Origin of the sequence: Bradyrhizobium sp. PUT101, assembly GCF_052043945.1 — a bacterium.
Classification (GTDB): Bacteria; Pseudomonadota; Alphaproteobacteria; order Rhizobiales; family Xanthobacteraceae; genus Bradyrhizobium.
In genome coordinates this window covers 6771754-6794045 of the sequence record NZ_CP197207.1, presented here as the reverse complement: position 1 = coordinate 6794045, position 22292 = coordinate 6771754, and the positions used below count along the sequence as shown (strand labels likewise).

Annotated in this window: 21 protein-coding genes, 1 pseudogene and 3 riboswitches; of the genes and pseudogenes, 5 read left to right on the top strand and 17 right to left on the bottom strand. The window is 67.3% G+C overall.

Translation table 11 applies throughout. The annotated features are described in order from the left end of the window. Positions 1 to 58 precede the first annotated feature (58 nt). Positions 59 to 751 (top strand): O-methyltransferase, encoded by a 693-nt coding sequence (locus tag ACSHT2_RS32370; RefSeq protein ID WP_440639017.1) that lies wholly within the window; start codon positions 59 to 61, stop codon positions 749 to 751. Between the two features lie 105 nt (positions 752 to 856). After that, positions 857 to 1540: a siderophore-interacting protein gene (locus tag ACSHT2_RS32365; RefSeq protein ID WP_440639016.1), complete on the top strand. Its 684-nt coding sequence runs from the start codon at positions 857 to 859 to the stop codon at positions 1538 to 1540. On the opposite strand, the pseudogene ACSHT2_RS32360 reads toward ACSHT2_RS32365, so the two are convergent. Both ACSHT2_RS32360 and ACSHT2_RS32355 read right to left on the bottom strand, forming a co-directional pair. Then, positions 1537 to 2121: pseudogene (locus tag ACSHT2_RS32360) on the bottom strand (PepSY domain-containing protein); the annotation flags it as partial. The gene ACSHT2_RS32365 and the pseudogene ACSHT2_RS32360 sit on opposite strands and share 4 nt — an antisense overlap. Before the next feature lie 21 nt (positions 2122 to 2142). Further along, positions 2143 to 4518, bottom strand: a complete 2376-nt coding sequence (locus tag ACSHT2_RS32355) for a TonB-dependent receptor (RefSeq protein WP_440639014.1) — start codon at positions 4516 to 4518, stop codon at positions 2143 to 2145. Between the two features lie 99 nt (positions 4519 to 4617). Beyond that, positions 4618 to 4819, bottom strand: a riboswitch (cobalamin riboswitch). A 72-nt stretch (positions 4820 to 4891) separates the two neighbouring features. Between ACSHT2_RS32355 and ACSHT2_RS32350 the strand changes: the two genes are divergently transcribed. After that, positions 4892 to 5464 (top strand): histidine phosphatase family protein, encoded by a 573-nt coding sequence (locus ACSHT2_RS32350; RefSeq protein ID WP_440639013.1) that lies wholly within the window; start codon positions 4892 to 4894, stop codon positions 5462 to 5464. 6 nt (positions 5465 to 5470) lie between these two features. Here the strand turns inward: ACSHT2_RS32350 and cobT are convergent, their stop codons facing one another. The 8 genes from cobT to cbiE all read right to left on the bottom strand — a co-directional run bounded on the left by cobT (position 5471) and on the right by cbiE (position 12672). Then, a complete protein-coding gene (cobT, locus tag ACSHT2_RS32345; RefSeq protein WP_440639012.1) occupies positions 5471 to 6523 on the bottom strand; it encodes a nicotinate-nucleotide--dimethylbenzimidazole phosphoribosyltransferase in 1053 nt (350 codons plus the stop codon). A 10-nt stretch (positions 6524 to 6533) separates the two neighbouring features. Continuing rightward, the gene (cobF, locus tag ACSHT2_RS32340; protein WP_440639011.1) at positions 6534 to 7283 is read right to left on the bottom strand and encodes a precorrin-6A synthase (deacetylating); all 750 of its coding nucleotides are present in this window, start codon (positions 7281 to 7283) and stop codon (positions 6534 to 6536) included. Between the two features lie 46 nt (positions 7284 to 7329). Then, positions 7330 to 8007, bottom strand: coding sequence for an energy-coupling factor ABC transporter permease (locus tag ACSHT2_RS32335; RefSeq protein ID WP_440639009.1), 678 nt, complete (start codon positions 8005 to 8007; stop codon positions 7330 to 7332). A 37-nt stretch (positions 8008 to 8044) separates the two neighbouring features. Then, positions 8045 to 8263: riboswitch (cobalamin riboswitch) on the bottom strand. A gap of 45 nt (positions 8264 to 8308) precedes the next feature. Continuing rightward, positions 8309 to 9040, bottom strand: coding sequence for a uroporphyrinogen-III C-methyltransferase (gene cobA, locus ACSHT2_RS32330; protein ID WP_440639008.1), 732 nt, complete (start codon positions 9038 to 9040; stop codon positions 8309 to 8311). Further along, positions 9037 to 10347, bottom strand: a complete 1311-nt coding sequence (locus ACSHT2_RS32325; protein WP_440639007.1) for a cobyrinate a,c-diamide synthase — start codon at positions 10345 to 10347, stop codon at positions 9037 to 9039. The genes cobA and ACSHT2_RS32325 overlap by 4 nt, the downstream gene beginning before the upstream one ends. After that, positions 10347 to 11129 (bottom strand): precorrin-4 C(11)-methyltransferase, encoded by a 783-nt coding sequence (gene cobM, locus ACSHT2_RS32320; RefSeq protein WP_440639006.1) that lies wholly within the window; start codon positions 11127 to 11129, stop codon positions 10347 to 10349. Before cobM ends, ACSHT2_RS32325 begins: the two co-directional genes overlap by 1 nt. Beyond that, the gene (locus ACSHT2_RS32315; protein ID WP_440639005.1) at positions 11126 to 11494 is read right to left on the bottom strand and encodes a cobalamin biosynthesis protein; all 369 of its coding nucleotides are present in this window, start codon (positions 11492 to 11494) and stop codon (positions 11126 to 11128) included. Before ACSHT2_RS32315 ends, cobM begins: the two co-directional genes overlap by 4 nt. Then, entirely contained in the window at positions 11491 to 12672 is a 1182-nt protein-coding gene (gene cbiE / locus ACSHT2_RS32310; protein WP_440639003.1) for a precorrin-6y C5,15-methyltransferase (decarboxylating) subunit CbiE, read from the bottom strand. Before cbiE ends, ACSHT2_RS32315 begins: the two co-directional genes overlap by 4 nt. On the opposite strand from cbiE, the gene ACSHT2_RS32305 reads away from it, so the two are divergent. Next, positions 12671 to 13417 carry a cobalt-precorrin-6A reductase gene (locus ACSHT2_RS32305; RefSeq protein WP_440639001.1) on the top strand — a complete coding sequence of 249 codons (747 nt, stop codon included), beginning with the start codon at positions 12671 to 12673 and terminating at the stop codon, positions 13415 to 13417. The genes cbiE and ACSHT2_RS32305 overlap by 2 nt on opposite strands. Here the strand turns inward: ACSHT2_RS32305 and cobJ are convergent. From cobJ to ACSHT2_RS32270, 7 genes are read right to left on the bottom strand one after another with little or no spacing between them, the layout of a single operon-like run. Then, a complete protein-coding gene (cobJ, locus tag ACSHT2_RS32300; RefSeq protein ID WP_440639000.1) occupies positions 13393 to 14127 on the bottom strand; it encodes a precorrin-3B C(17)-methyltransferase in 735 nt (244 codons plus the stop codon). The two genes, ACSHT2_RS32305 and cobJ, sit on opposite strands and share 25 nt — an antisense overlap. Continuing rightward, positions 14124 to 14855, bottom strand: coding sequence for a precorrin-2 C(20)-methyltransferase (locus ACSHT2_RS32295; protein WP_440638999.1), 732 nt, complete (start codon positions 14853 to 14855; stop codon positions 14124 to 14126). Before ACSHT2_RS32295 ends, cobJ begins: the two co-directional genes overlap by 4 nt. Before the next feature lie 2 nt (positions 14856 to 14857). Then, positions 14858 to 15487 (bottom strand): precorrin-8X methylmutase, encoded by a 630-nt coding sequence (locus ACSHT2_RS32290; protein WP_028177790.1) that lies wholly within the window; start codon positions 15485 to 15487, stop codon positions 14858 to 14860. Beyond that, positions 15487 to 16650, bottom strand: coding sequence for a precorrin-3B synthase (gene cobG / locus ACSHT2_RS32285; RefSeq protein ID WP_440638998.1), 1164 nt, complete (start codon positions 16648 to 16650; stop codon positions 15487 to 15489). The genes ACSHT2_RS32290 and cobG overlap by 1 nt, the downstream gene beginning before the upstream one ends. Next, positions 16647 to 19895, bottom strand: coding sequence for a cobaltochelatase subunit CobN (cobN, locus tag ACSHT2_RS32280; protein WP_440638997.1), 3249 nt, complete (start codon positions 19893 to 19895; stop codon positions 16647 to 16649). Before cobN ends, cobG begins: the two co-directional genes overlap by 4 nt. Beyond that, entirely contained in the window at positions 19895 to 20929 is a 1035-nt protein-coding gene (gene cobW / locus ACSHT2_RS32275) for a cobalamin biosynthesis protein CobW (protein WP_440638995.1), read from the bottom strand. The genes cobN and cobW overlap by 1 nt, the downstream gene beginning before the upstream one ends. Next, on the bottom strand, positions 20926 to 21300 hold the full coding sequence (locus tag ACSHT2_RS32270) for a DUF1636 family protein (protein WP_440638993.1): 375 nt from the start codon (positions 21298 to 21300) through the stop codon (positions 20926 to 20928). Before ACSHT2_RS32270 ends, cobW begins: the two co-directional genes overlap by 4 nt. Positions 21301 to 21394: 94 nt before the next feature. Then, positions 21395 to 21613: riboswitch (cobalamin riboswitch) on the bottom strand. A 39-nt stretch (positions 21614 to 21652) separates the two neighbouring features. Here ACSHT2_RS32270 and cobO point away from each other — a divergent pair. After that, a complete protein-coding gene (gene cobO, locus ACSHT2_RS32265; protein WP_319326013.1) occupies positions 21653 to 22288 on the top strand; it encodes a cob(I)yrinic acid a,c-diamide adenosyltransferase in 636 nt (211 codons plus the stop codon). The last annotated feature ends 4 nt before the right edge of the window (positions 22289 to 22292 follow it).

The window sequence follows — 22292 nt, the reverse complement described above, 5'->3', positions numbered from 1 at the left end:
CGATCCCGTATGCAGGCTCCCGAGCGCCCGGCGGGCGCATTCTCAAGGAGCTCGACACATGGATTCGATCAGCAGCGGCCTCGTCGCGGACGTTCTCGAACGCCTCCACCGGGAAGCGGATGCGGCCGATGCGCCGCTCGCGCAAGCTGTCACGAATGAGGCGAACAGCCGCGAGGAGATGATCAGCCAGGTCATCGCTGCCGAGAACCGCGATCTGGAAGGAATTTACCGCGGATTCGCCGGCAACTTTCTGAGCGTTTCTCCGCGGTTTGGACGCTTCCTTTACATGTGCGCCCGCGCCTGCAAGGCGAAGCATATCGTCGAGTTCGGCTCTTCAATGGGGATTTCCGCGATCTACATGGCGGCGGCACTCCGCGACATGGGCGGCGGCCGCCTGATCGGGACGGATATCGAGCCTGGCAAGATCGAGCGGGCGCGCGCGAACCTCGCAGCCGCGGGACTCGCCGATCTCGTCGAGTTTCGGCTCGGCGATGCCCGCGAAACGTTCAGCTCCGGCCTTACGGGCGACATCGATATGGTGATGCTCGACGGCGCCTTCACGCTCTATCTTTCCGTGCTCAAGCTGCTCGAGCCACAGCTCCGCCCCGGCGCGCTCATCGTCGGCGAGAACGCCTTCGAGGAAGCTTCAGGCTACATCGACTACGTCCGCGATCCCCTGAACGGCTACCTCACGCTATCACTGCCGTTCGATCCCGCCCGCGGCAACGAGCTCAGCGTCAGGACGAGGTAATCCGCACGTCCGCGCACTTTCAATGACAGGAGCAAGGCTTTGAACCAGCCCGACCGACCGCAGATGTCCAAGCCATCGAAGCCGCCGCAAGGAGCGGTCGCGCGCATGTTGCTGCAATGGCTGATGCGCCCTGCGCGCATCGCCGAGGTCGAGACGCTCTCGCCTCGCTTTCGGTCCATCGAGCTCGAAGGCGATGCCCTCAAGGGCGTCGCATGGACCATCGGCCAGAAAATCCAGGTCGCGATGGGAACCGGCCTGAGTGCGCGGACCTACACGCCGATGTGGTGGGATCCGGAGAAGGGCCGGACGCGGCTGTTCGCTTTCGCGCACGGGAACGGTCCCGGCAGCCGATGGGTAGGCGGCTTGCGCCAAGGCGATATCTGTTGGTTCTTCGGCCCACGTCGCTCGCTCGATCTTTCCGCCCGAAAAGCGCCGACGGTCTTGTTCGGCGATGAAACCTCGTTCGGCGTTGCTTCAGCGCTCCACGGTGGTCCACAGCTGGATGGTGCAGTTTACGTATTCGAGGCTTCGGATGCCGCGGAGGCAGATTCCGTCCTGGCCGCCATCGGCCTCGGCAGCGCTACACTGATCGTGCGCAGCGCCGACGACGCCCATCTGCCAGCTGTCGAAGCCGAGCTGTTGCGCTTTGCCGCGAGTTCGCATTTCGTCCTGACCGGCAAGGCTTCGTCGATCCAGCGCACGAGCCGGGCCCTGAAAGCCGCTGGGGTCACTGCATCGCGGATGAGCACCAAGGCCTATTGGGCGCCGGGCAAGACTGGGTTGGATTAGCGCAAGCGCCTCCAGCCGATGACGACGCCAGTCATGGAGAACACCAGTCCGAGCGCGCAGAGCCCTACGATCAGGACATCGCGCCAATGTGGGTGTGCCATGAGGACCGGAACGTCGAACGTATGCAGCGCATTGTAGACCCAGCGATAGGTCCGCCGTGAAGTATCCAGCCGTTGCAGCACACTGCCATCCGCGCCGTCGATGTCGAACCAAAGCTGGTTGCACCGGAAGCGATAGACCGGAGCACCCCGGACGGCCGATCGCACGAGATAGACGTCGTCACCGGCGACAACGGACGGCGCGTCGCAGCCCGGGGCCAGACGCACCGTCAATTCCGACGCTTCGCGCGGGCTGAAGTACTCTGCTTGTTCGTCCGGCGGCACGCCTCCCCTGATCAGCGTCTGACGACCGAGGGCAACCCGATCGCGCCGATAAATGTCGCCGTTGAAGGCAAACCATTCGATCTCGCGACCCGAAGGGGCGATTGGCTGCCGATCGAATGACGGCGCGTCCCTCCAATCCGGCGCGGCCTTCATCACGCCAGCCTCTGTCGGCGTCAATTGCCCGCGCGAGAACGATCGCGCCCATCATGCGTTCAGCGCCTACCATTTGAACGCGGCCGAGACCTCGTAGGTGCGCGGCGCGCCCAGCAGGATCTGGTCGGGGTAGAACGGATCGCCCCAGATCGCATAGCGCTTGTCGGTGATGTTGCGGATGCGGAAGGTCAGGCGGGCCTGGTCCACCGCATTGAACACCGTCTTGGGAATGTCGACGAAGGCATAGACGTCGGCGACCGTGTAGGCCTTCATCGTCACGACGTTGGCATCGGTGTTGTAGCGGTCGCCGACGTGGCGGCCGGTGATGCCGAGCTCCACCGGCCAGGGTGTGAAGAACCGATACGACGCGCCGGCATTGGCCACGATACGCGGCACGTTCGGCGGCGTGTTGCCGGAGAACGAGCCGCCGGCGAAATCGTAGTCGGCATAGCGGGCGTCGACATAGGCGATGTTGCCCCATAGCCGCAGCGGCTCGATCGGCCGCACCGCCGCGGCAAATTCGACGCCCTTCGACTCCTGTCGTCCGGCAATGTTGAGCTGCATGCCGCCGGCCGCCGCGTAGACGTTCTTGCGCAGGATGTCGTAGGCCGAGAACGACCATTCCGCCCTATTGTCCCAGAACAGATGCTCGACGCCCGTCTCGTAGGTGCGCGCGGTCGTCAGGTCGAGCGGCTGGGTCGGCCCAAGCAGGAAGATGTTGTTGGCGGCGATATCGGCGCCGGTGGCGTACTGGCTGAAGAAGGTCAGGCCGGGAACGGCCTCCCAGGTGTAGCCGATGCGGCCGGTCACGGGCGCCCAGTCTTTCGTGAACGGAAAGCCTGCCTTCTCCTGCCCGCTCACGTTGGTCGAATTGCGGTCGAGCCCGATGTGCTCGACGCGGAGGCCGCCGACCAGCGCGAAGCTGCGCGTGAGCTTCAGCCGGTCCTCGAACGAGAGCGCTTCGTTGTCGATGCGCGCGGTCTGCTGCTGGGTCGTGAGCAGGCCGTAGTAGCCGCGATCGGGATCGACCAGCGAAACGGAATCGCCTGGAAAGTTTGCCGCGCCAGGCCTGACGAAATCGAGATAGCTTGACGAGACCGTCGTGACCAGGCGGTTGTCAAAGCCCGCGACATTCGTGTCCCAGATCAGGTCGGTGATGTTGCCGACCAGACGCTGGCTGTGCGCGACATAGAAGCGCTCGCGATCGACCAGGTTCGTGGTGGAATTGAACGCCTCGATCTCGTTGTTGAACCAGGTCCGCTCTGCGCCATAGCCATAGGCCTGGCTCTTCAGCGTCAGGTCGGGCGCCAATTTCAGCTCGAAGCCGCCGCGCAGCCACACTTCCCGCGCGACGTTATGGTTGTCGAGGACGTTGTAGTTGGTGTTGAAGGTGCGGTCGTCGATGGTGACGGCACCGAGATTCGTTCCGTTGTAGTTCGAGACGTAATTGCCGGAGACGATCCCCGTCGTTGCATGCGAGCCGCTGAAGGCGATCGGCACCAGCGGCGCGCCCCAATAGGCCTTGGAGCGATCCTCGCGGTACTCGATCGCGCCCCAGATCTTGAGACTATCGGAGACGCGGTAATTGAGCTGGCCGGACGTGCCGAACGTCTTGACGTTGGTGTCGTCGGCAAAACCGTTGAGGGCGGAGCGGAAGATGTCAAAGCGATAGTCGAGGCCCTGCACATTGGTGCTGCCGCCCGAGCCGTAGTGCGCGCGGAATGAGTTGAGCGAGTCCCAGGAGAAATCGGCTTCGTTGCGGATCGGTCCGGTGTGCGGCTGCTTGGTGACGAAGTTGATGGCGCCGCCGGCGGCGCCCTCGCCCGAGATCAGCGAGGCCGGGCCTTTGAGGAATTCCACGGCTTCCAGATTGGCGGTATCCACGATCCGCGAGGTCATGTTCTGCGGGCCGATCTTGATGCCGTTGTAGAGCGTGTTGATCTGGCTGTTGGTGAAGCCGCGCATGGAGAAGGCCGCGGGCTCGGCCGGATTGTCGCCGGAGGTGACGCCGACGGCACCCTGCGCCACCTCTGAGACCGTTCGATAACCCTGCTCGCGCATGGTGTCTGCGGAGATCACCTCGACTGTTGCCGGCGTTTCGCGCACCGTCAGGCCGAGCCGCGAGGCGCTTTCGGCCACCACATTGCTGTTGAGCGGCGTCTGCGCCGTCGCAGCTGGCGCGCTGGGCTTGGGCGGAGCCGATACGGTCGCTGGCCGGCGCGCAGCTGCACGGCGCGCGCGCTGCGCTTCATGGCCGGCTGGCTTGGCCTGCCTGCGAGGTTGGGCCGGAGACACTTCGACCGGCGGCAGCGGCTCGCGGGCCTGTTGCGCCAGGGCGACGGGAAGATCAGCGGCCGCAAAGGACGTGAACGCAGCAGAGGCGAGCAGGAAGCGGCTCGGCCGTAAGATACAGATGGAAGACACGATGCGAAACCTCGGCATGACGTCAGTGGCACGTCACAGCGAACGAGGTCTCATCTATTGGCCTTTCAGGCCGTCCGATGAAGCCGAATGTCTGTACTCCCCGACCGACATCTTCGCGTGCGACCACGGCTGACGGCAGGTCTCCTGGCTCGCGGGTCATCACCGCTTCGTCGCCTTCCCGGGACCGAGGACCCAGTGGCTTGTGACGAAGGATTATCCGCTTACAGTTGCGGGGGCAGCCGCGGCCTTGGGGACAACGTCCCCGCACCGCATTCCCTTTTCATCCCCTCTCGGGGAAACCGTCGCGATCATCTAGGAATACCATCATGACAGAGTCAATGCGCCAGTTGCGGCGTTGTGACCACAGCGACCAACTTCCTTGGAGATGAGCATGGAAGGCGAGACCTTCCTCTGGCTGATAAGGCACGCGACCGTCGAGGGCGTGGCGGGGGCGATCCATGCTGCTGATGCGCGGGCGGATCTCGGCGATCACGCATCGCTGGTGGCTCTGCGGCAGCATTTGCCGCCGGATGCCAGCAGCTATGCCAGCCCGTCGCGGCGCACGGTCGAGACGGCGCGCGCATTGGGGCTCGAACCGGAATTGGTCAGCGAATTCCGCGAGCAGGACTTCGGCGACTGGACCGGCCGTCGGCATGACGAACTCGCCGCGACCGGTGGCGAGACTTACGCGCAGTTCTGGCAGGATCCGGCGCACGAACGGCCGCCGAACGGCGAAAGCTTTGCGGATCAGGTCGCCCGCGTCCGGCTGGGTCTGTCGCGGATCGGGGCCGGATCGGCAACGCTTGTCGTGCATTCCGGCACCATCCGCGCCTCGCTCTGCATTGCACTGGACTTGACGCCGCAGGCCGCCTTGCGCTTCGTGATCGATCCGCTGTCGCTGACCCGGATCGACCGCCTCGCGGCGGGCTGGCGTGTCGTCTCCGTCAACCAGCGCGTGGCGTGAGCCGCATCAGGCCGGGCGATCCGGCACGTTGGCCTGCGCGAAGGTCGTCATACTGTTGTGAAGCGCGCAGGCCAATCGGACCAGCGGCAGCGCGATGGCCGCGCCCGATCCCTCGCCGAGCCTGAGATCGAGGCTGATCAGCGGCTGAACGTTCAGCGCGCGCAACACCAGCCGATGCCCCTGCTCCGCCGATTGATGCGAGGCGAGCTGGAACGGCTGGCAGGACGGATTGAGACGCGCCGCCGCCAGCGCCGCGACGGACACGATGAAGCCGTCGATCAACACGGGAATGCGGGCTTGCGCGGCCGCGATCATCGCGCCTGAGATCGCCGCGATCTCGAGGCCGCCGACGGCGCACAGGATCTTCTCGACCGAGGCCCCGGCGACGCCGTGGCGTGCGATCGCCGCATCGATCACCCGTGCCTTGTGCGCGCGGCCGGCCGCATCGACGCCGGTGCCGCTGCCCGCGATCTCCCCGGCGCTCACGCCAAGCAGGCTCGCCGCGATCGCCGCTGAGGTCGTGGTGTTGCCGATGCCCATCTCGCCGAGGATCAGGAGATCGGGCTGACTGGCCTCGGCGCGCACCACCGCGCGCTGGCCTGCCTCGAAGGCAAAGGCCAGGTCCGTGGGCGTGAGCGCAGGCTCGACGCTGAAATCGCGCGTGCCGCTGCGCGGCTTGTCGGTGACGACGCCCGCCATCTGCTCCTGGGCCAGCGTGCCGGCATCGACCACCTCCAGGCTCGAACCCAGCTCACGCGCCAGCACCGAGATCGCCGCGCCGCCGGACGCAAAATTCGCCATCATCGCGATCGTCACGGCTTGCGGATAGGCTGACACGCCCTGCGCGACGATGCCGTGATCGCCGGCAAAGATGATGATCGGCACCCGCGAGGCGCGGGGCTGCTCGGTCGCCTGCAAGCCCGCAAGCTCGATCGCGAGCTGCTCGAGCCGGCCGAGCGCGCCGGTCGGCTTTGTCAGCTGCGCCTGCCGCGCAATGGCCGCCTCGCGATGGACCGCGGAAACCTCGGGGCAGTTCTGGTAAACCCATTCGGGAAGCATGCGGCCTCGCTTACGCCCTACGCTTGAGAATATAGCTGTCCATGATCCAGCCGTGCCGCTCGCGTGCTTCCTGTCGCGCGATCACGATGTGCGGACCGACCTCGGTCAGCGCGCCTGACATGATGATCTGATCGGGCATGCCGAGATAGGCGCCCCACCAGATATGCAAACGCTCTGGATCGAGCGACTGGAACGCCGTGCCGCCGTCGAGCATCACCACCACGGTATCGACACCTTGCGGCCAGCCGCCGTCGCGCAAGCGCCGCCCCGTCGTAACCAGGAACGGCTCGCCGATGTCGTTGAGCGGCAGCGCATGCGCCGCACACAGCGCCTGGATCGAGGTGATGCCGGGTACGACCTCGATCTTCGGCAACGGATTCAATCGCCGCGCAATGCGCAGCGAGGAATCGTAGAGCGACGGATCGCCCCAGATCAGCAGCGCAACCTTGCCCTCACCTTCGAGATGCCTCGCGATGGTCTGCGACCAGGTCGCGGCAACCGCATCGTGCCAATCGTCTACGCCTTTGCGGTAATCAGCTTCACCGGCGTCGCGCACGGGAAGGTCGAATTCGGCGATGGCCGTCTTGTCGCTGGTGAGCACGTCCGCGCAGATCGTTCGCCGGAGATCAGCGAGATCGGACTTGGCAGCCCCCTTGCGCGGGATCATGACGAGATCGGCCGCGTTGATGGCACCGATCGCGGCGCGCGTGAGCTGCTCGGGATCGCCGCAACCGATGCCTATCAGGGAGAACGTGAGCATCGCGAGCGCGACGGGCGGCCGCAGCGGCCGCCCGTTCGCTTGTCTCTCAGGCCGCGTTGTGCAGGCGCGGAGTGACGAGGCCGGGCGCGGTGACGCCGCGCAGCGACTTCGCCAGCGCCAGCACTGCGAGGTCTGCCAGCGGCTCGATCACGATGACCAGCGCGTAGGAGGCCGCGAAGGTCGCGATGTTGGCGAGGTTGCTCATGGCAAAACCGGAGCCGTAGAGCGCCCAGAACGCCACCCAGGCGACAACACCCGCTTGATAAGTCGTCGACAGCGCCAGCGCCTGACCGTACTTCAGATCGACATAGGCGGTGTTACGCGAAATAATGCGCGTGGCGATGGCCTGGATCGCGAACAGCGGCACCAGCAGCGTGGTGACATTCATGCCGTATTGCGGCAGGTCAGCGGGCTCGAACAACAGACCCTGGAGCAGCAGGCCGAACGCGAGGCCGAAGGCCGCGGGCGCAGCACCAAACAGCAGGAACAAGGTCGAGCCCAGGATGAAGTGCACTTCGGAGACGCCGACCGGGAAGTGCGGCAGGACCTGGAAGAAGGTGAAGACGAGGCCGGTAGTGGTCAGGGTACGCGCCGCGAACGAGCCGACGCCCTGCGTGCGAACGGTTTCGGCCGCAAGCTTCAGCGCAACGCCGCCTGCGGCGATGCCGGTTGCGTAACTCAATACGAGCTTGGCGCCCGTGACGATTCCCGGTTCGATATGCATGGCTCAATTCCTTCCTGCCGTCACACCCGACGGCCTTGGTCTCAAAACGTGCAGGGCCGGTCTCCTGGCTCGCGGTTCACTGGGTTCTCCGGCCTTCCCGGACCTTGCGGCCCAGTGGCGATTCGGAGCCCCTCACCGCTTACAGTCGCGGGGGCGGCTGGGGTTTTGGGCGCCGCAACTGGGTCCGCCCACCCCCATTCCCGATTATGCTCCGGCGCTTTGCGCCGCGTCGAGCACCATGCCACTCCTGTGTGCGCCTTTCGCGGGCCGGGCGTCAAGAGGCGAAGGGCGACCGCGGCCGTCATGACGGATAATCGCCTGCCAGCGCGCCGATCAGGATCACGGCCGCCGTGGACGCGGCGCCGCCCCGCGCAAGCTGCTCGGCGAGCTCGGCGATGGTGGTGCGGACCAGCCGCTCGTCGGGACGGCCGAGGGATTCGGCAAACAGTGCAGGCGTGTTTGCGGCGAGGCCGTGCGCGATCAACTTCGCGGCAAGCGCCGGAAAGGTGCGCCGGCCCATATAGACCACGGTCGTGGCCTCGGGATCGGCCAGCGCCGCCCAGTTCAGATTGGACGGCAGCTCGCCGCTGACATCGGCCCCCGTGATGAACTGCACCCGGCGGGAGGTATGCCGACGGGTCAGGGGAATGCCGGCCTGGGCGGCGGCGACACAAGCGGATGTGACGCCAGGAACGATCTCGTAGCCGATGCCGGCTTCGCGCAGCGTTTCCAGCTCTTCCTCGAGCCGGCCGAAAATGCCGGCATCGCCGGACTTGAGCCGCACCACGCGCGCGCCTGTCGCGGCATAGTCGACCAGGAGACGGTTGACGTGGTGCTGCTTGGTCGAGGGCCGCCCTGCCCGTTTTCCCACCGCGACGAGATTGGCGCCGGGCCGGGCCAGATCCAGAATCGCGCCGGAGGCGAGGTCGTCATAGAGCACGACGTCGGCCTCGCGCAGCCGCGCGGCGCCCCTCACCGTGAGCAACTCGGGATCGCCGGGTCCGGCTGAAATGAACCACACGAATCCTCTCACCGGTCCTCCGCGATCAGATGAAAGAACGTACCGGTGGCGTGGCCGCGCCGCGAGCCGGTCTCGGCCATGGCGGCGCCCGTCGCATCGTGCACGACCGCGAGCGGCGCATCCGGCTGCGCGACGATCGTCGAATAGTGGAACTCGTGACCGCGCAGGCGTGCACCGGGCTGATGCCCCGGCATCGGCGCAGCCAGTTCGGCGAGACGATAGCCCAGATGCATGCGGCGTTTGGCAAAGCTGGTCTCGAGGCCAAGCAGGCCCGTCATCTCATGACGAAGGCCCTCGGCATCGGTGAGGCTCGTGCCCATAACCATATAGCCTCCGCACTCGCCGTGCACCGGCCGTGTCTCGGCGAAGGCGCGCAGGCCGCTTCGAAAGCGCGCATTGGCCGCGAGCTTGCCGGCGTGCAGCTCGGGATAGCCGCCAGGAAGCCAGCAGACGTCGGCGCTCGCGTCAGGCACTTCATCGGCAAGCGGCGAGAATGTCGAGATCTCGGCGCCCGCCGCGCGCCAGGCCTCCAGCATGTGCGGATAGACGAAGGAGAAGGCCGCATCGCGGGCGAGCGCAATGCGTTGCCCGGGTGGCGCGACGTTGAGACCGTTCGCGTCAGGTTGCGGCGACCAGCGAGCCGCCGATCGCAGCACGGCATCGAGATCGACATGCTCGGCGACGAAGCGCGCGGCCTCGTCGATCAGCTGGCCGATCTCGGCCCGCTCCTCGGCCTGCACCAGGCCGAGATGCCGCTTCGGCAGGCTGATCTCGGCATGACGCGGCAGCGCGCCGAACACGGCGATGCCGGCCTCGTTGAGCGCACGTCGCACGAGATCTTCATGACGTGGGCTGGCGACGCGGTTGAGCACGACACCGGCAAGTCGCACGCCGGGACGGTAGTCGCGAAGGCCCGCGGCGATCGCAGCCGCCGTCTGCGCTTGCCCCGAAGGATCGATCACCAGAACCACCGGCCAGCCCAGCATCTCCGCAATGTCGGCGGTGGCGCCGGTGCCGCAAACGCCGCGCGCGGCGACACCGTCGAACAGGCCCATCGAGCCCTCGGCGAGCACGATATCGGCGTCGGTACCTCGGCTGACGAGATGCTCGATTCCTGCGCGGTCCATCGCCCAGCTATCGACATTGACGGAGGCGCGGCCCGTGGCGGCGGCGTGGAACGCGGGATCGATATAGTCGGGCCCGCTCTTGAAGCACTGCACGTTCAATCCGCGATTGCGCCACGCGCGCGCGAGCGCCAGCGTCAGCGTCGTCTTGCCGACACCGGAAGCCGGCGCGGAGATGACGAGCCCTGCGGCCATCACGATGCCTCCGGAAAACGCGGCTCGGCGCCGACCGGCCGATAGCGGCGGTCGTAGTCGGCGGCATAGAGACGGCTCTCGTCGAAATCCGCAGCGCCAAGCGTCCTGCCGACCAGGATCAGCGCGGTGCGCTCCATCTCGCCGCCCACAGCGGCATCAAGACTGCCGAGCGTCGCGCGGACGATGCGCTGCTCCGGCCAGCTCGCGCGCCAGACGATCGCGACCGGGCAGTCCGCGCCGTAATACGGCGCCAGCTCGGCCACGACCTTGTCGAGCAGGTGGATCGACAGATGGATCGCCAGTACCGCGCCGGTCGCTGCGAATGCGGCGAGCTTCTCGCCTTCGGGCATTGCGCTGGCCCGCCCCGGCGTGCGCGTCAGCACCACCGTCTGGGCAAGACCGGGCAGCGTCAGCTCGGCCCCCAGCGCGGCCGCGGCAGCCGAGAAGGCCGGCACGCCCGGCGTCACCGAATAGGGAATGCCGAGCGCACGCAGGCGGCGAAGCTGCTCGCCCATCGCCGACCAGATCGAGAGGTCACCGGAATGCAACCGCGCGACATCCTTTCCTTCCGCATGCGCGGCGGCGATCTCCGCGATGATCTCGTCGAGCGACAGCGGCGCGGTGTTGACGATGCGCGCCCCCGGCGGGCAATGCGCCAGCACGCCCTCCGGCACCAGTGAGCCCGCATAGAGGCAGACCGGAGAGGCCGCGATCAGATCACGGCCGCGCAGCGTCAGCAAATCGGGAGCGCCCGGGCCGGCACCGATGAAATGCACCGTCATGCGCCGTCTCCTTCCGCGATCGCGGCGGTCGCGGTGCGATCCTGCGAGACAACCCGCGTCGCAATCAGCCGCGCGCGAGGACCGGCGGCTGCGAGCGCCGCGGCCTCGGCAACCGATCCCGTCCCGAACTTCTCCACGACGAGCTTCGACTGCGTCGGCGTGTCGATGCCGGCCAGCCTGTCCGCCGGAACCGCCTTGATCGGTATGCCGCATTCACGCGCGAGCTCTTTCAGCGCCTCCGCGTCGGCCTTGTCGCTGACGGTTGCAAATGCTGCAAGACCTTCGGAGCCGCCGGCTGTCGCGAGCGCCTCGCGCAGCGAGGCGAGCGTCACATCGCTCTTGAATCCCAGACCGGCGACCTTCATCGGACCGCACTCCATTGCACCACCGGCCGCGTCGCTTCCCAGGATCGGTAGCGGCCGAGCGGGGCGGCATGCGCCAATTCGACCCGCATCAGCTCGCCACCATGGCGCTGATGCAGCTCGCCGAGCAGCGCCTCCGTCTCCAGCGTGACTGAATGTGCAACCAACCGCGCTCCAGGCGAGAGGCGCGCCCAGACGGCATCGAACATCGCGCTATCAAGGCCGCCGCCGATGAAGACGGCATCCGGCGGCTCCAGCGCAGCAAGGGCTTCGGGCGCCTTTCCCGAAACGATGACGATCCGATGCGCCAATCCGAACGCGGCTGCATTGCTGCGAATGTTCGCGGCGCGATCTTCGCGCTGCTCGATGGCCGTGGCCGTCCCACCGCACAGCCCCCACTCCACCGAGATCGAACCCGAACCGGCGCCGACGTCCCACAGCCGTTCGCCGGGCCGCGGCGCCAGCGCCGAGAGGGCGAGCGCACGCACCGGCCGCTTGGTGATCTGGCCGTCATGGACGAAGAGATCGTCCGATAATCCCGAACTGCGGGAAATACCCTGGCCTCCCCGCGCCTCCACCGCCACCGCAACCAGATTGCCGGCAATATCCGCGGCAAAGAGATCGGCGCGATGCTGGTCGATACGCTCGCGCGGGCCGCCAAGCGCAGCGAGAGTCCACAGGAGTGAGGCGCCCCATCCGCGTTGCGTCAGCCACTTCGCGAGATCGCCCACCGCCGCTGCGTCGCGCACCAGGCAGATGATGCGTGCATCTTGCGCCAAATGCGGCATGAGACGCTCGAACGGCGCCGCATGAAGGCCGAGGCACGTCACGGACTCGAGGCGCCAGCCCAGCCGCGCAGCCGCAAGCGAGAATGTCGACGGCGCGGGGTGCGCGATCCACTCGTCGCCACCGAGCATCTCGGCGAGGCTCGCGCCGGCGCCATGCCAGAACGGATCGCCGGAGGCGAGCACCGCCGTCGGCCGGCCACGGCAGCTCAGCACGATCTTTGCGTCGAACGGCACCGGCCATGGGCGGCCGCGGCTGCCGGCTTCCGCAAGCGCAAGGTGGCGCTCGCCGCCGAAGACGGTTTCAGCCTCGGCAAGCGCCTTTCGGCTTGCCTCGGACAGCCCGGCAAGGCCATCTTCACCGATACCGATGATGGTCAGCCAGGGATCAGACATGACGCGCGCCCTCATTCTGGGCGGGACCTCCGATGCGAGCCTGCTCGCAGCGGAGATCGCGCGTGCCGGCATCGACGCCGTCTATTCCTATGGCGGCCGCACCCGCGCGCCGGCCGACCAGCCGCTGCCGACCCGCATCGGCGGTTTCGGTGGCGTGAGCGGGCTGGCCGATTACATTCGCCGCGAAAATATCACGCATCTGATCGACGCGACGCATCCCTTCGCCGCCGAAATGAGCCGCAACGCGATCGTGGCGTGCGCGGAGACCGGCACGCCGATGATCGCGCTCGAACGCTCGCCGTGGACAAAAGCGCCCGGTGACAGCTGGATCGAGGTGGCAGACGTCAACGCGGCCGTCGCCGCGCTGCCCGTGGCGCCTGCAAACGTGTTCCTCGCCATCGGCCGCCAGCACATCGCACCGTTCGCGAGCAAGCCGCAGCATGCCTACACGCTGCGCTTCGTCGATCCCCCCGAAGCGCCCCTGCCCTTCTCCGCCGACGTGATCGTGTCGCGTGGACCCTTCACCCTCGACGGCGAGCTGGACATGCTGCGCTCGCGCGACATCGCGTGGATCGTCGCCCGCAATTCCGGCGGCGACGGCGCGCGCGCCAAGATCGACGCGGCTCGCATGCTTGGCTTGCCCGTGATCATGATCTCGCGACCACGACTGCCCGAGCGGCTGCGGGTCGAGAGCGTGGCCGAGATCATGCAGTGGCTCGGTCATTCTACCCGCCTCGGCGCATAGACCCAGGGGCCGACGCGGCGCGTCTGCGAATTGCCGACGATCACCAGCGTGCGCATGTCGGCCATCTCGGGCGTCGCTTCGTCCAGCGTCACGGTGTCGATCTTCTCGTCAGCCGCGCTGATCGCGCGCGCGAAGATCACCAGGCGCTCGCCGCAACCGGCCTCACGAAGCACCGCAAGCGCCCGGCCAAATCCTTCCGGCCGGCTCGCCGAGCGCGGATTGTACATCGCAATGGCAAAATCCGCTTCCGCCGCGAGGCGGAGGCGTTTCTCGATCACCGCCCACGGCTTGAGATTGTCGGAGAGATTGATCGCGCAGAAATCATGACCGAGCGGCGCGCCGGCACGCGCGGCCGCCGCCAGCATCGCGGTGATGCCGGGCAGCACGCGGATCGGCAGCGCCTGCCATTGCGGCGCCTGTTCGAGCGCCTCGAACACGGCCGAGGCCATCGCGAACACGCCGGGATCGCCGGAGGAGACGACGACGACCTCCCCGCCTTCCGCAGCAAGTCGCAAGGCCTCGCTCGCGCGTTGCAGCTCCTCGCGATTGTCTGACGGATGCAGGGTGAGCCCAGGTCGCGGTGGCACGCGGGCGACATAGGGCGCGTAGCCCAGGATGTCGGTCGCGGCGGCAAGCGCCGCCGAGACTTCCGGCGTCACCAGCGTATCGCTGCCCGGTCCGAGTCCCGCAATGGTCAGCGTGCCCGTCATTCGGCCGCGTCCAGATGCCGGCCCTTGCCGTGCACCAGCACGATCGCAAAATAGGGGCAATCGGCGGCATCAATCTCGGCGAGCCGCACCACGCGCTCGCCCGGCATGGTGCCGCGCTCGACCAGCCAGGCATCGCCCAGCCGGCCGGCGGATGCGAGCGCACGGCGCACCTTTGCGATGTTGCGGCCGGTCTTCATGACGACGAGCGCATCGGAATCGCGCATGCGCCGCTCGAGCTCGTCCTCGGGGAGCGTGCCCATCAGCACCGTCGTCACGTCGTCGCCGAGCGCGATGGGCTGCCCGACGCCGTTCCAGCAGCCGACCATCCCGGGAATGCCGGCGATCACGTCGATCTCGACACGGCCTTGCAGGCGCGTGTGCAGATGCATGAAGGAGCCATAGAAATACGGATCGCCTTCGCAGAGCACGACGACATCGACCGCGCGCGCGAGCCGCGCCAGGCGCTCCGCCCACTCGTCGTAGAAGCCGGCGAGCAGCTGCACGTAGTCGGGACTGTCGAAGGCGATCTCCGTGGTGACAGGATATTCCATCGGATATTCGGTGACGTCGGCCGCCAGCATGCCCTCGACGATGCGGCGCGCTTGTCCGGGCCGTCCCTTCTTGCGGAAATAGGCGACGTGCTTTGCACCGCGCACGGTGCGGTCGGCCCGCACGCTCATCAGATCGGGATCGCCGGGACCGAGACCGCAGCAGATGATGCGTCCCATGGCTATTCGCTCCGGCTCGCCAGCGCGTTCACGGCAGCAACCGTGATCGCGGAGCCGCCGAGGCGGCCCTCGACCGTCAGCGCCGGCACCGGCGGATCGGCCATCAGCGCGGCCTTGGACTCGGCGGCACCAACGAAACCGACGGGACAGCCGATGATCGCCGCCGGCCGCGGGCAGTCGCGATCCTCCAGCATGTTGAGGAGATGAAACAGCGCGGTCGGCGCGTTGCCGATCGCGACGATCGCGCCTTCCAGATGCGGCCGCCACAGTTCCAGCGCCGCGGCCGAGCGCGTGTTGCGCATGGATTGCGCGAGCGCAGGAACGGACTCGTCTCCGAGCGTGCAGATGACGGCATTGGCTGCGGGAAGTCTTGCGCGTGTAATGCCTTCCGAGACCATGCGCGCGTCGCACAGGATCGGCGCGCCCTTCTGCAAGGCCGCGCGCGCGAGCGTCGCCATGCCCGATGTGAAGCGGATATGCGCCTCCAGGCCGACCATGCCGGCGGCGTGGATCATGCGCACCACAACCGGCTCCTCGTCCGGCGTAAAGCGCGCAAGATCGGCCTCGGCCCGAATGGTCGCGAAGGATTGCCGGTAGATCGCCGCGCCGTCGGTCTCGTAAGTGTGCGGCATCAGTTCCCTCCGATCAGGATGGAGGGATCGCTGACGATGTCCGCGCCGCTCAGCCCGCGCAGGACCGGCTCGTCGCGGGTCGAGCCGTCGCGGACGAGATCGAAACCGGCATGCGTCGCAATCAACGTGACCGCAGCCGTGCCGGAATGGGCGCAGCCCTTGCCGCAGCCGGAGACGTGGAGCCGCACATCGGCGGCAATGCGCGGCGCCAGCGCTGCTGCGAGTGCGCGCGTATCGGCGTGAGCTTCCCGGCAGCGCGGCGCGCCGCTGCAGGCGATCACGCGCAGCGCCGGGTCGTACGGCTCGGTGATGAGGCCCGCCGCGCCCGGCATCTCGCGCTTGCCCTCGCTGAGCACCATCCGCCAGGGCGTCATGCGCAGCGCATGTCCGCAAGCAGAGAACTGACGGAGCGTGGCGTGCAGCAACTGCCCGAACGCGACGCCAACCATCGCGCCTTGCGGATAGTGCCCGGGCCGCGCCGCGGCCATGACGGGCGCCGGCTCGGTCTCGCCGCGCAGCGATTGAGGCAACGCCGCATCGGACGCGATGTGGGCCGCCATGCGCCCTCGCCCGTCCCTCGCGCCGCCGGAGATGATGAACCAGCTTGCGAGCGCCAGCGCCGTGCTCACGGCCTGTCCGCGTGCGACGGAGCGGCCGAGCCTTGCGCCGTCGGCCCGCACCAGGAGACGGCCCGAGCGGTCGCGCTCGATACGTATGTCGGCGGAATCGCCAGCCAGAACGCGCGACCTTCCGTCATCGACGGCGAAGCCGAACTTGGTGGGAAGCGCAAGGCCGGAATCGGCAAGCGCCTCCTCGAGCTCCGCGGCGAGCGACTGCGTTTCGTCGCCATTGCTCCAGAACGGCGTCACCAGGATGTTGCGCCGAGCTTCGATGTCAGCGTCGGGATCGAGCAGCTGGAGTCGCGCAAGGCCGTCGAGCAACGGAAGATGGCCCTCCTCCTTGACACCCCTGATCTGGAGATTGGCCCGGCTTGTGACGTCGATCAGACCGTTGCCGAAGCGTTCGGCCAGTTCGGCCAGACCTGCAATCTGTGGCGCTTCAAGTCGCCCTCCGAACGGACGCACCCGCACCACGAGCCCATCGCCCGATAGCATCGGGCGCAGCGCGCCGGGACACCAGCCTTTGACCGCGGCCGCGCTCATGAGGCCTCCCGCAGCGCCGCCGCGATCGAATTGCGGCGGGTTCGCCAGAGTGAGGCTTCGTGCAGACGTGTGAAGCAGGTCTCCATCGCGGCGAGCGCGGACGGATTTTCGCGGGCCATGAAGGCCCGGACGTCGTCGTTGCCGAGCGTAGCATCGTAGTAGAGGTCGAACAGATGCGGCGGCACGGCGCCGGCGAGATGCGCGAAGGCGGCCATGTGCTCCAGCGTCGCGGTGATCTCGGCGGCGCCGCGAAAACCATGCCGCATCATGCCGGCGATCCACGCCGGATTGACCGCGCGTGCCCGGACGACACGTGAAATCTCCTCCGTCAGCGTGCGCGCGTGGGGCTCGTCAGGCCGCGTCGCGTCGAGGTGATAGAGGGACGGCGCGCCTGCACCAAGGTGCGCTGCAGCCGCAGCTACGCCTGCTTCATGTGCGGCATAGTCGGCGGCAAGCAGCAGATCGGTTTCGGGCAAGTCCTGGGTATGGACAAAAGCATCTGCGGACGCGAGACGCGACTCGATGCCGGTACGATCCGGCTGCATCGTGCCATCGACCGAGAACGCCCAGGACGATGCCGACAACCAGGCTTCGCCGGCCGCCTCGCGCGTCTCCGGCGTGAAGGCATCCGGAATCGCCGAGAGGCCGACGCCATATTGTCCGGGCCGCGGCGCGAACACGCGGGCCGCGCGATTGCGATACGGATTCTCGTCGCCCTCGTCCTCACGCGCCGCGAGCGCCCCGGAAGCGGCTTCGAACAATTGCGCAAGACCCGTGAAGACATCGCGGAACAGGCCCGACACGCGCAGCGTAACGTCGATGCGCGGACGGCCCAGCTCGGCCGGCGCGATGATGACGTAGCCGGTGACGCGGCCGGAGGCGTGATCCCAGCGCGGCGCAAGGCCGGCCAGGTGCAACGCCATGGCGAATTCCTCGCCCGCGGTACGCATCGTCGCCGAGCCCCAGAGATCGACGATGAGGCCCTTCGGCCAGTCGCCATGATCCTGCAAGTGACGGCGGAGCAGCTCTTCCGCGAGCTTGATGCCTTGCGCATGCGCAGACGGCGTCGGCACCGCGCGCGGATCGACGGCGAACAGATTGCGCCCGGTCGGCAGCACGTCTTGGCGTCCACGATAGGGCGAGCCCGATGGGCCCGGCGCAACGCGCCGACCCGTCAGCGCAGCAAGCAGCGCATCCCGCTCCGCATCACCGCAAGCGCCGCGGCCGAACACGTGCAGGCCGTCGCCGAACTGGCTCTCCTTGAGATCGCAGACGAAGCGATCGATCCGCGGAATCGCTTCGGCAGGTGCGGCCGTTGCGTCCAGGCCGAGATCCTCTTCGAGGCCGGCGGCACGGGCCTCGTCGCGGATCGCGGCGATCAGGCGCTGGCGGCGGGCGGGATCGAGACCGTCGGCGGTCGAATATTCATCGAGCAGCCGTTCGAGCCGGCGCAGGCCTTCCGGCACCGCGGACATTGCGAGCGGCGGCGGCAAATGGCCGATCGTGACCGCGCCGATACGCCGCTTGGCCTGCGCGGCCTCGCCGGGATCGTTGACGATGAAGGGATAGATGATCGGAAAATCGCCGATCAATGCCCCCGGCCAGCAGCTCGATGACAGCGCCACGGATTTCCCGGGCAGCCACTCCAGCGTGCCGTGCGCGCCCACGTGCACGACGGCATCACAGCCCTGTTGCCTGAGCCAGAGATAGAAGGCGACGTAGGCATGGCGCGGCGTGCGGGCGAGATCGTGATAGTCGGCATCGCGCGAGGCCGCTTCGCCGCGTTCCGGCTGAATTGCGATAATCGACCGACCACATTCGATCGCAGCGAAATGGAACGCGCCGTCGCGGCAGCTCGGATCGTCATCCGGCGCGCCCCAGGCTTGCGCGAGATCGTTCTGCAAGGATTGCGGCAGGCGCGAGAGCGCCGTCCGATACTCGGCGACATTCCAAATCAATTGCTGCGTGAGCAGCGTCTCGCCGAGTGCATGGACTGGAGCAACAGCGAATCCGGCCTCAGCGAGATCGGACAACAACGCTTCGACCGAAGCCAGCGCATCGAGACCAACCGCATGCGCGATCTGGTGCGGCCGGCCGGGATAGTTCGACAGCACGACCGCCAGCCGCTTCTCGCCGGCCGGCGTCTCGGCAAGGCGCCGCCAGGCCGCGACGCGCGCGGCGACGGCCTTCACACGCTCCGCATCGGGCGTGTGCGCCAGATGCGAGAATTGCAGATCCGGATCGCGCATCGCGGCCGATTTGAAGCTCACGACGCCTGCGAACAGGCGTCCATCGACCTCTGGCAGCACCACATGCATCGCAAGGTCGCCCGGCGACAGGCCGCGCAGCGATTCCGCCCAGTCCTCGCGCCGCGCCGTGGAGAGCGCGACCTGAAACACGGGGCACGCCGCGGCATCGAACGGCGTCGTGCCGTCATCGCCGATCGCAGAGAACGCCGTTGCATTGACGATCGCGGCGGGAGGATCCTGCGCAAGGCGTGTGCGTAGCCAATCCGCGACGCCGGGGGCCTTCAGCGAGCCGACGAATACGCCATACGCATCAAAGCCGCGCTCGCGCAGCGCCGCAATCAGGGCATCGACCGGTCCCGTGTCCGCAGCAGTCAGATAGGAGCGATAGAACGTCACCAGCGCGCGCGGCTTCGCCTCGGCACTGGCCGGCGCCGCAATGACGCCGCGATCGGGATCATAGAAGCCCATCTCGGGCACGGTCAACTCGCCGACGACCGGTCCCGCATAGAGGCCAGAGGCCAGCGCGAGCTGCGCGATCGCAGCTTGCGCCGCGACCGGACCGCCGGTGTCGCAGAGCACCTTGAGCCGGCGCAGCGTCGAAACCGGCAACGTCGAATACGAATCAAGCCGGGTGTCGTCGCGACCATCGGCCGGCAGCACGGCCAGCGCGATGTTGCGGTCCTTGGCGAGCTGTTGCAGGGCGGCGAGGCCGTACGGCCAGTAGGACTCGCCGCCGATCAGGCGCACGAGGATGCCGCGCGCCTGCGACAGCGTGCGCTCGATATAGGTGTCGACCGACAGCGGATGACGCAGCTCGGAAAGATTGGCGAGCCGCAGTGACGGCAGGCTGTTCCGGCCACGCCGCCAGCCGGCCGCGAACGCCGCAAGATCGGAATCCGAATACGAGAGCACCACGAGATCGGCCGGGTCCTGGCCGATGTCTCTTGGTGTCGCGGTCTCCTCGAGACCGCGGCTCTCGCGGAAAACGACGTGCATCAGATACCAAGTCCTGACCTGATCGCGGCCTCGTCGATATCGCCATGCTCGCCGATCACGACGAGCTTTGACTGCCTGATACCCGCGCCCCAGGGCTTGTCGAACTGGTGGCGCACGCGTTCGCCGACCGCCTGCAGCAAGAGGCGCATCGGCTTGCCCGCGACCGCGATATAGCCCTTGGCGCGCAGCACGTTCTGCTCGCGCGCCAGACGCTGGACAGAGGCGACCAGCGCATCGACATCCGTGACTTCCGGAAGATCGATCACGACGGAAGCGAAATCGTCATGCTCGTGCTCCTCTTCGCCGTCATGATGCGAGGGGCGCGCGGCGAGATCGTTCTCTGCAGCAGCGCCAAGGCCGAGAATGACGCGCGCATCGATCGCGCCGTCGGTGACGGGGAGCATCGGCACGCGGCGCGGCATCTCGGCGGCGATCGCCGCCTTGGCAGCTTCGATGCCGGCGCTGCCCGCAAGATCAGCCTTGGTCAGCAGCACGATGTCCGCGCAGGCGATCTGGTCCTCGAACACTTCCGACAGCGGCGTCTCATGATCGAGATTCTCGTCCCCCGCGCGCTGCGCTTCGACGGCAATCGGGTCCGGCGCGAAGCGGCCGGCCGCAACAGCCTCGGCATCGGCCAGCGCGATCACGCCGTCGACGGTGATGCGCGATCGGATCTGTGGCCAGTCGAACGCCTTCAGCAGCGGCTTCGGCAGGGCCAGGCCCGAGGTCTCGATCAGGATGTGATCCGGCCGGACCGGGCGCGCCAGCAATTGCTCCATGGTCGGGATGAAGTCATCGGCCACCGTGCAGCAGATGCAGCCGTTGGCGAGCTCGACGATGTTCTCCTCCGGACAGTTCGCGTCGGCGCACGACTTCAATATCTCCCCGTCGACGCCCTCGCTGCCGAACTCGTTGACGAGCACGGCGAGCTTCTTGCCATTCGCGTTGGCGAGCAGATGCTGGATCAGCGTGGTCTTGCCGGAGCCAAGAAAACCGGTGACCACCGTGACCGGAACTTTTGCGAGCGAGTTCATTCGGCGGCCTCCGGCACGATGGCAATGGGGGGAATGCGGGCAAGCGACTGCTTGCGGAAGATTTCCGGGCGGCTACGCCAGGGCACGAGGCCATCGGGCGCGGCCGCATAGGCCGCTGCGCCTGCGACCACGTCCTGCGCATTCGTCTCGGAGAGACGGCCATAGACATAGGACCAGCGGCCGGGCGCGCTGAGCGCGACCGAGCAGCCCTGGCTGCAGGCCGACAGGCATTCGACGGGAACCACATCGACGCCGTCGGGCACGCCGGCGTCGAGGATCGCGCCATGCAATCGCTTGCCGGGCGTCGTCTCGCCCTCGCCAAGCGTCTGGCCGCCGCGGCAGGTGATGCAGACATGAAGTGTGACGGTCATCGCCTCTTCCAGGATAAAGAGCGGGAGGCGAGAGGCACACGGACCCTGACTCAAGAGGCCGTTTCCCCGTCGCGGAACACCCCGTCCGCCGGTCCAAAACTCGTCCGCGCTGGCAGGTCTCCCGGCTTGCGGAGCAGGGCTTTGCCCTTCGATCCCCGCCTTCCCGATTCCCGCGGGAATCAGTGGCTTCGGGCATCTCTCCGGTCACGGTCGCGGGGGCGGCTGCATTTTGGACCCAATCTTGCGGATTCGGACCCTATCGCATTCCCTCTTCGCCTGTCGTAGGACAGGAACCAACGCCGGGCCACCATTTGCCGGTGGCTGCCACTTGTCAAGCCGAAGGAATGGTACGATGACGCCTGAACCGGATACCCGAACGGGCGAGGAAACCGACGCCCGGCACGCCCAAAAGATGGCGAAGAAGAAGGCCGCCCGCGACAAGATCATGGCGACCAAGAGCGGCGAAAAGGGCCTGATCATCGTCCACACCGGCGCCGGCAAGGGAAAATCCTCCTCGGCCTTCGGAATGATCGTCCGCTGCGTCGCCCATGGCCTGCCCTGCGCGGTCGTGCAGTTCATCAAGGGCGCCTGGGACACCGGCGAGCGCCGCCTGCTCACCGGCCATTTCGGCGATCTCTGTCAGTTCCACGCGATGGGCGAAGGCTTCACCTGGGAGACGCAGGACCGCGCCCGCGACATCGCCGCCGCGCGCGCCGGCTGGGAGAAGGCCAAGGAACTGATCCTCGATGAGAGCTTGCGCATGGTCGTGCTCGACGAGATCAACATCGCGCTGCGCTACGATTATCTCGACATCACTGAGGTGGTCGACTTCCTGACCACGCAGAAGCCGCCGATGACGCATGTCGTGCTCACCGGCCGCAACGCCAAGGACGAGCTGATCGAGATCGCCGACCTCGTCACCGAGATGACGCTGGTGAAGCACCCGTTCCGCTCCGGCATCAAGGCGCAAGCCGGCGTCGAGTTCTGAGACT

Bases quoted from the DNA above. Each gene is read 5' to 3' on its own strand.
- ACSHT2_RS32370 (WP_440639017.1), top strand. From the start codon at position 59: ATGGATTCGATCAGCAGCGGCCTCGTCGCGGACGTTCTCGAACGCCTC.
- ACSHT2_RS32365 (WP_440639016.1), top strand. From the start codon at position 857: ATGTTGCTGCAATGGCTGATGCGCCCTGCGCGCATCGCCGAGGTCGAG.
- ACSHT2_RS32355 (WP_440639014.1), bottom strand. From the start codon at position 4,518: ATGCCGAGGTTTCGCATCGTGTCTTCCATCTGTATCTTACGGCCGAGC.
- ACSHT2_RS32350 (WP_440639013.1), top strand. From the start codon at position 4,892: ATGGAAGGCGAGACCTTCCTCTGGCTGATAAGGCACGCGACCGTCGAG.
- cobT (WP_440639012.1), bottom strand. From the start codon at position 6,523: ATGCTTCCCGAATGGGTTTACCAGAACTGCCCCGAGGTTTCCGCGGTC.
- cobF (WP_440639011.1), bottom strand. From the start codon at position 7,283: ATGCTCACGTTCTCCCTGATAGGCATCGGTTGCGGCGATCCCGAGCAG.
- ACSHT2_RS32335 (WP_440639009.1), bottom strand. From the start codon at position 8,007: ATGCATATCGAACCGGGAATCGTCACGGGCGCCAAGCTCGTATTGAGT.
- ACSHT2_RS32325 (WP_440639007.1), bottom strand. From the start codon at position 10,347: ATGGCCGCAGGGCTCGTCATCTCCGCGCCGGCTTCCGGTGTCGGCAAG.
- cobM (WP_440639006.1), bottom strand. From the start codon at position 11,129: ATGACGGTGCATTTCATCGGTGCCGGCCCGGGCGCTCCCGATTTGCTG.
- ACSHT2_RS32315 (WP_440639005.1), bottom strand. From the start codon at position 11,494: ATGAAGGTCGCCGGTCTGGGATTCAAGAGCGATGTGACGCTCGCCTCG.
- ACSHT2_RS32305 (WP_440639001.1), top strand. From the start codon at position 12,671: ATGACGCGCGCCCTCATTCTGGGCGGGACCTCCGATGCGAGCCTGCTC.
- cbiE (WP_440639003.1), bottom strand. From the start codon at position 12,672: ATGTCTGATCCCTGGCTGACCATCATCGGTATCGGTGAAGATGGCCTT.
- cobJ (WP_440639000.1), bottom strand. From the start codon at position 14,127: ATGACGGGCACGCTGACCATTGCGGGACTCGGACCGGGCAGCGATACG.
- ACSHT2_RS32295 (WP_440638999.1), bottom strand. From the start codon at position 14,855: ATGGGACGCATCATCTGCTGCGGTCTCGGTCCCGGCGATCCCGATCTG.
- ACSHT2_RS32290 (WP_028177790.1), bottom strand. From the start codon at position 15,487: ATGCCGCACACTTACGAGACCGACGGCGCGGCGATCTACCGGCAATCC.
- cobG (WP_440638998.1), bottom strand. From the start codon at position 16,650: ATGAGCGCGGCCGCGGTCAAAGGCTGGTGTCCCGGCGCGCTGCGCCCG.
- cobN (WP_440638997.1), bottom strand. From the start codon at position 19,895: ATGCACGTCGTTTTCCGCGAGAGCCGCGGTCTCGAGGAGACCGCGACA.
- cobW (WP_440638995.1), bottom strand. From the start codon at position 20,929: ATGAACTCGCTCGCAAAAGTTCCGGTCACGGTGGTCACCGGTTTTCTT.
- ACSHT2_RS32270 (WP_440638993.1), bottom strand. From the start codon at position 21,300: ATGACCGTCACACTTCATGTCTGCATCACCTGCCGCGGCGGCCAGACG.
- cobO (WP_319326013.1), top strand. From the start codon at position 21,653: ATGACGCCTGAACCGGATACCCGAACGGGCGAGGAAACCGACGCCCGG.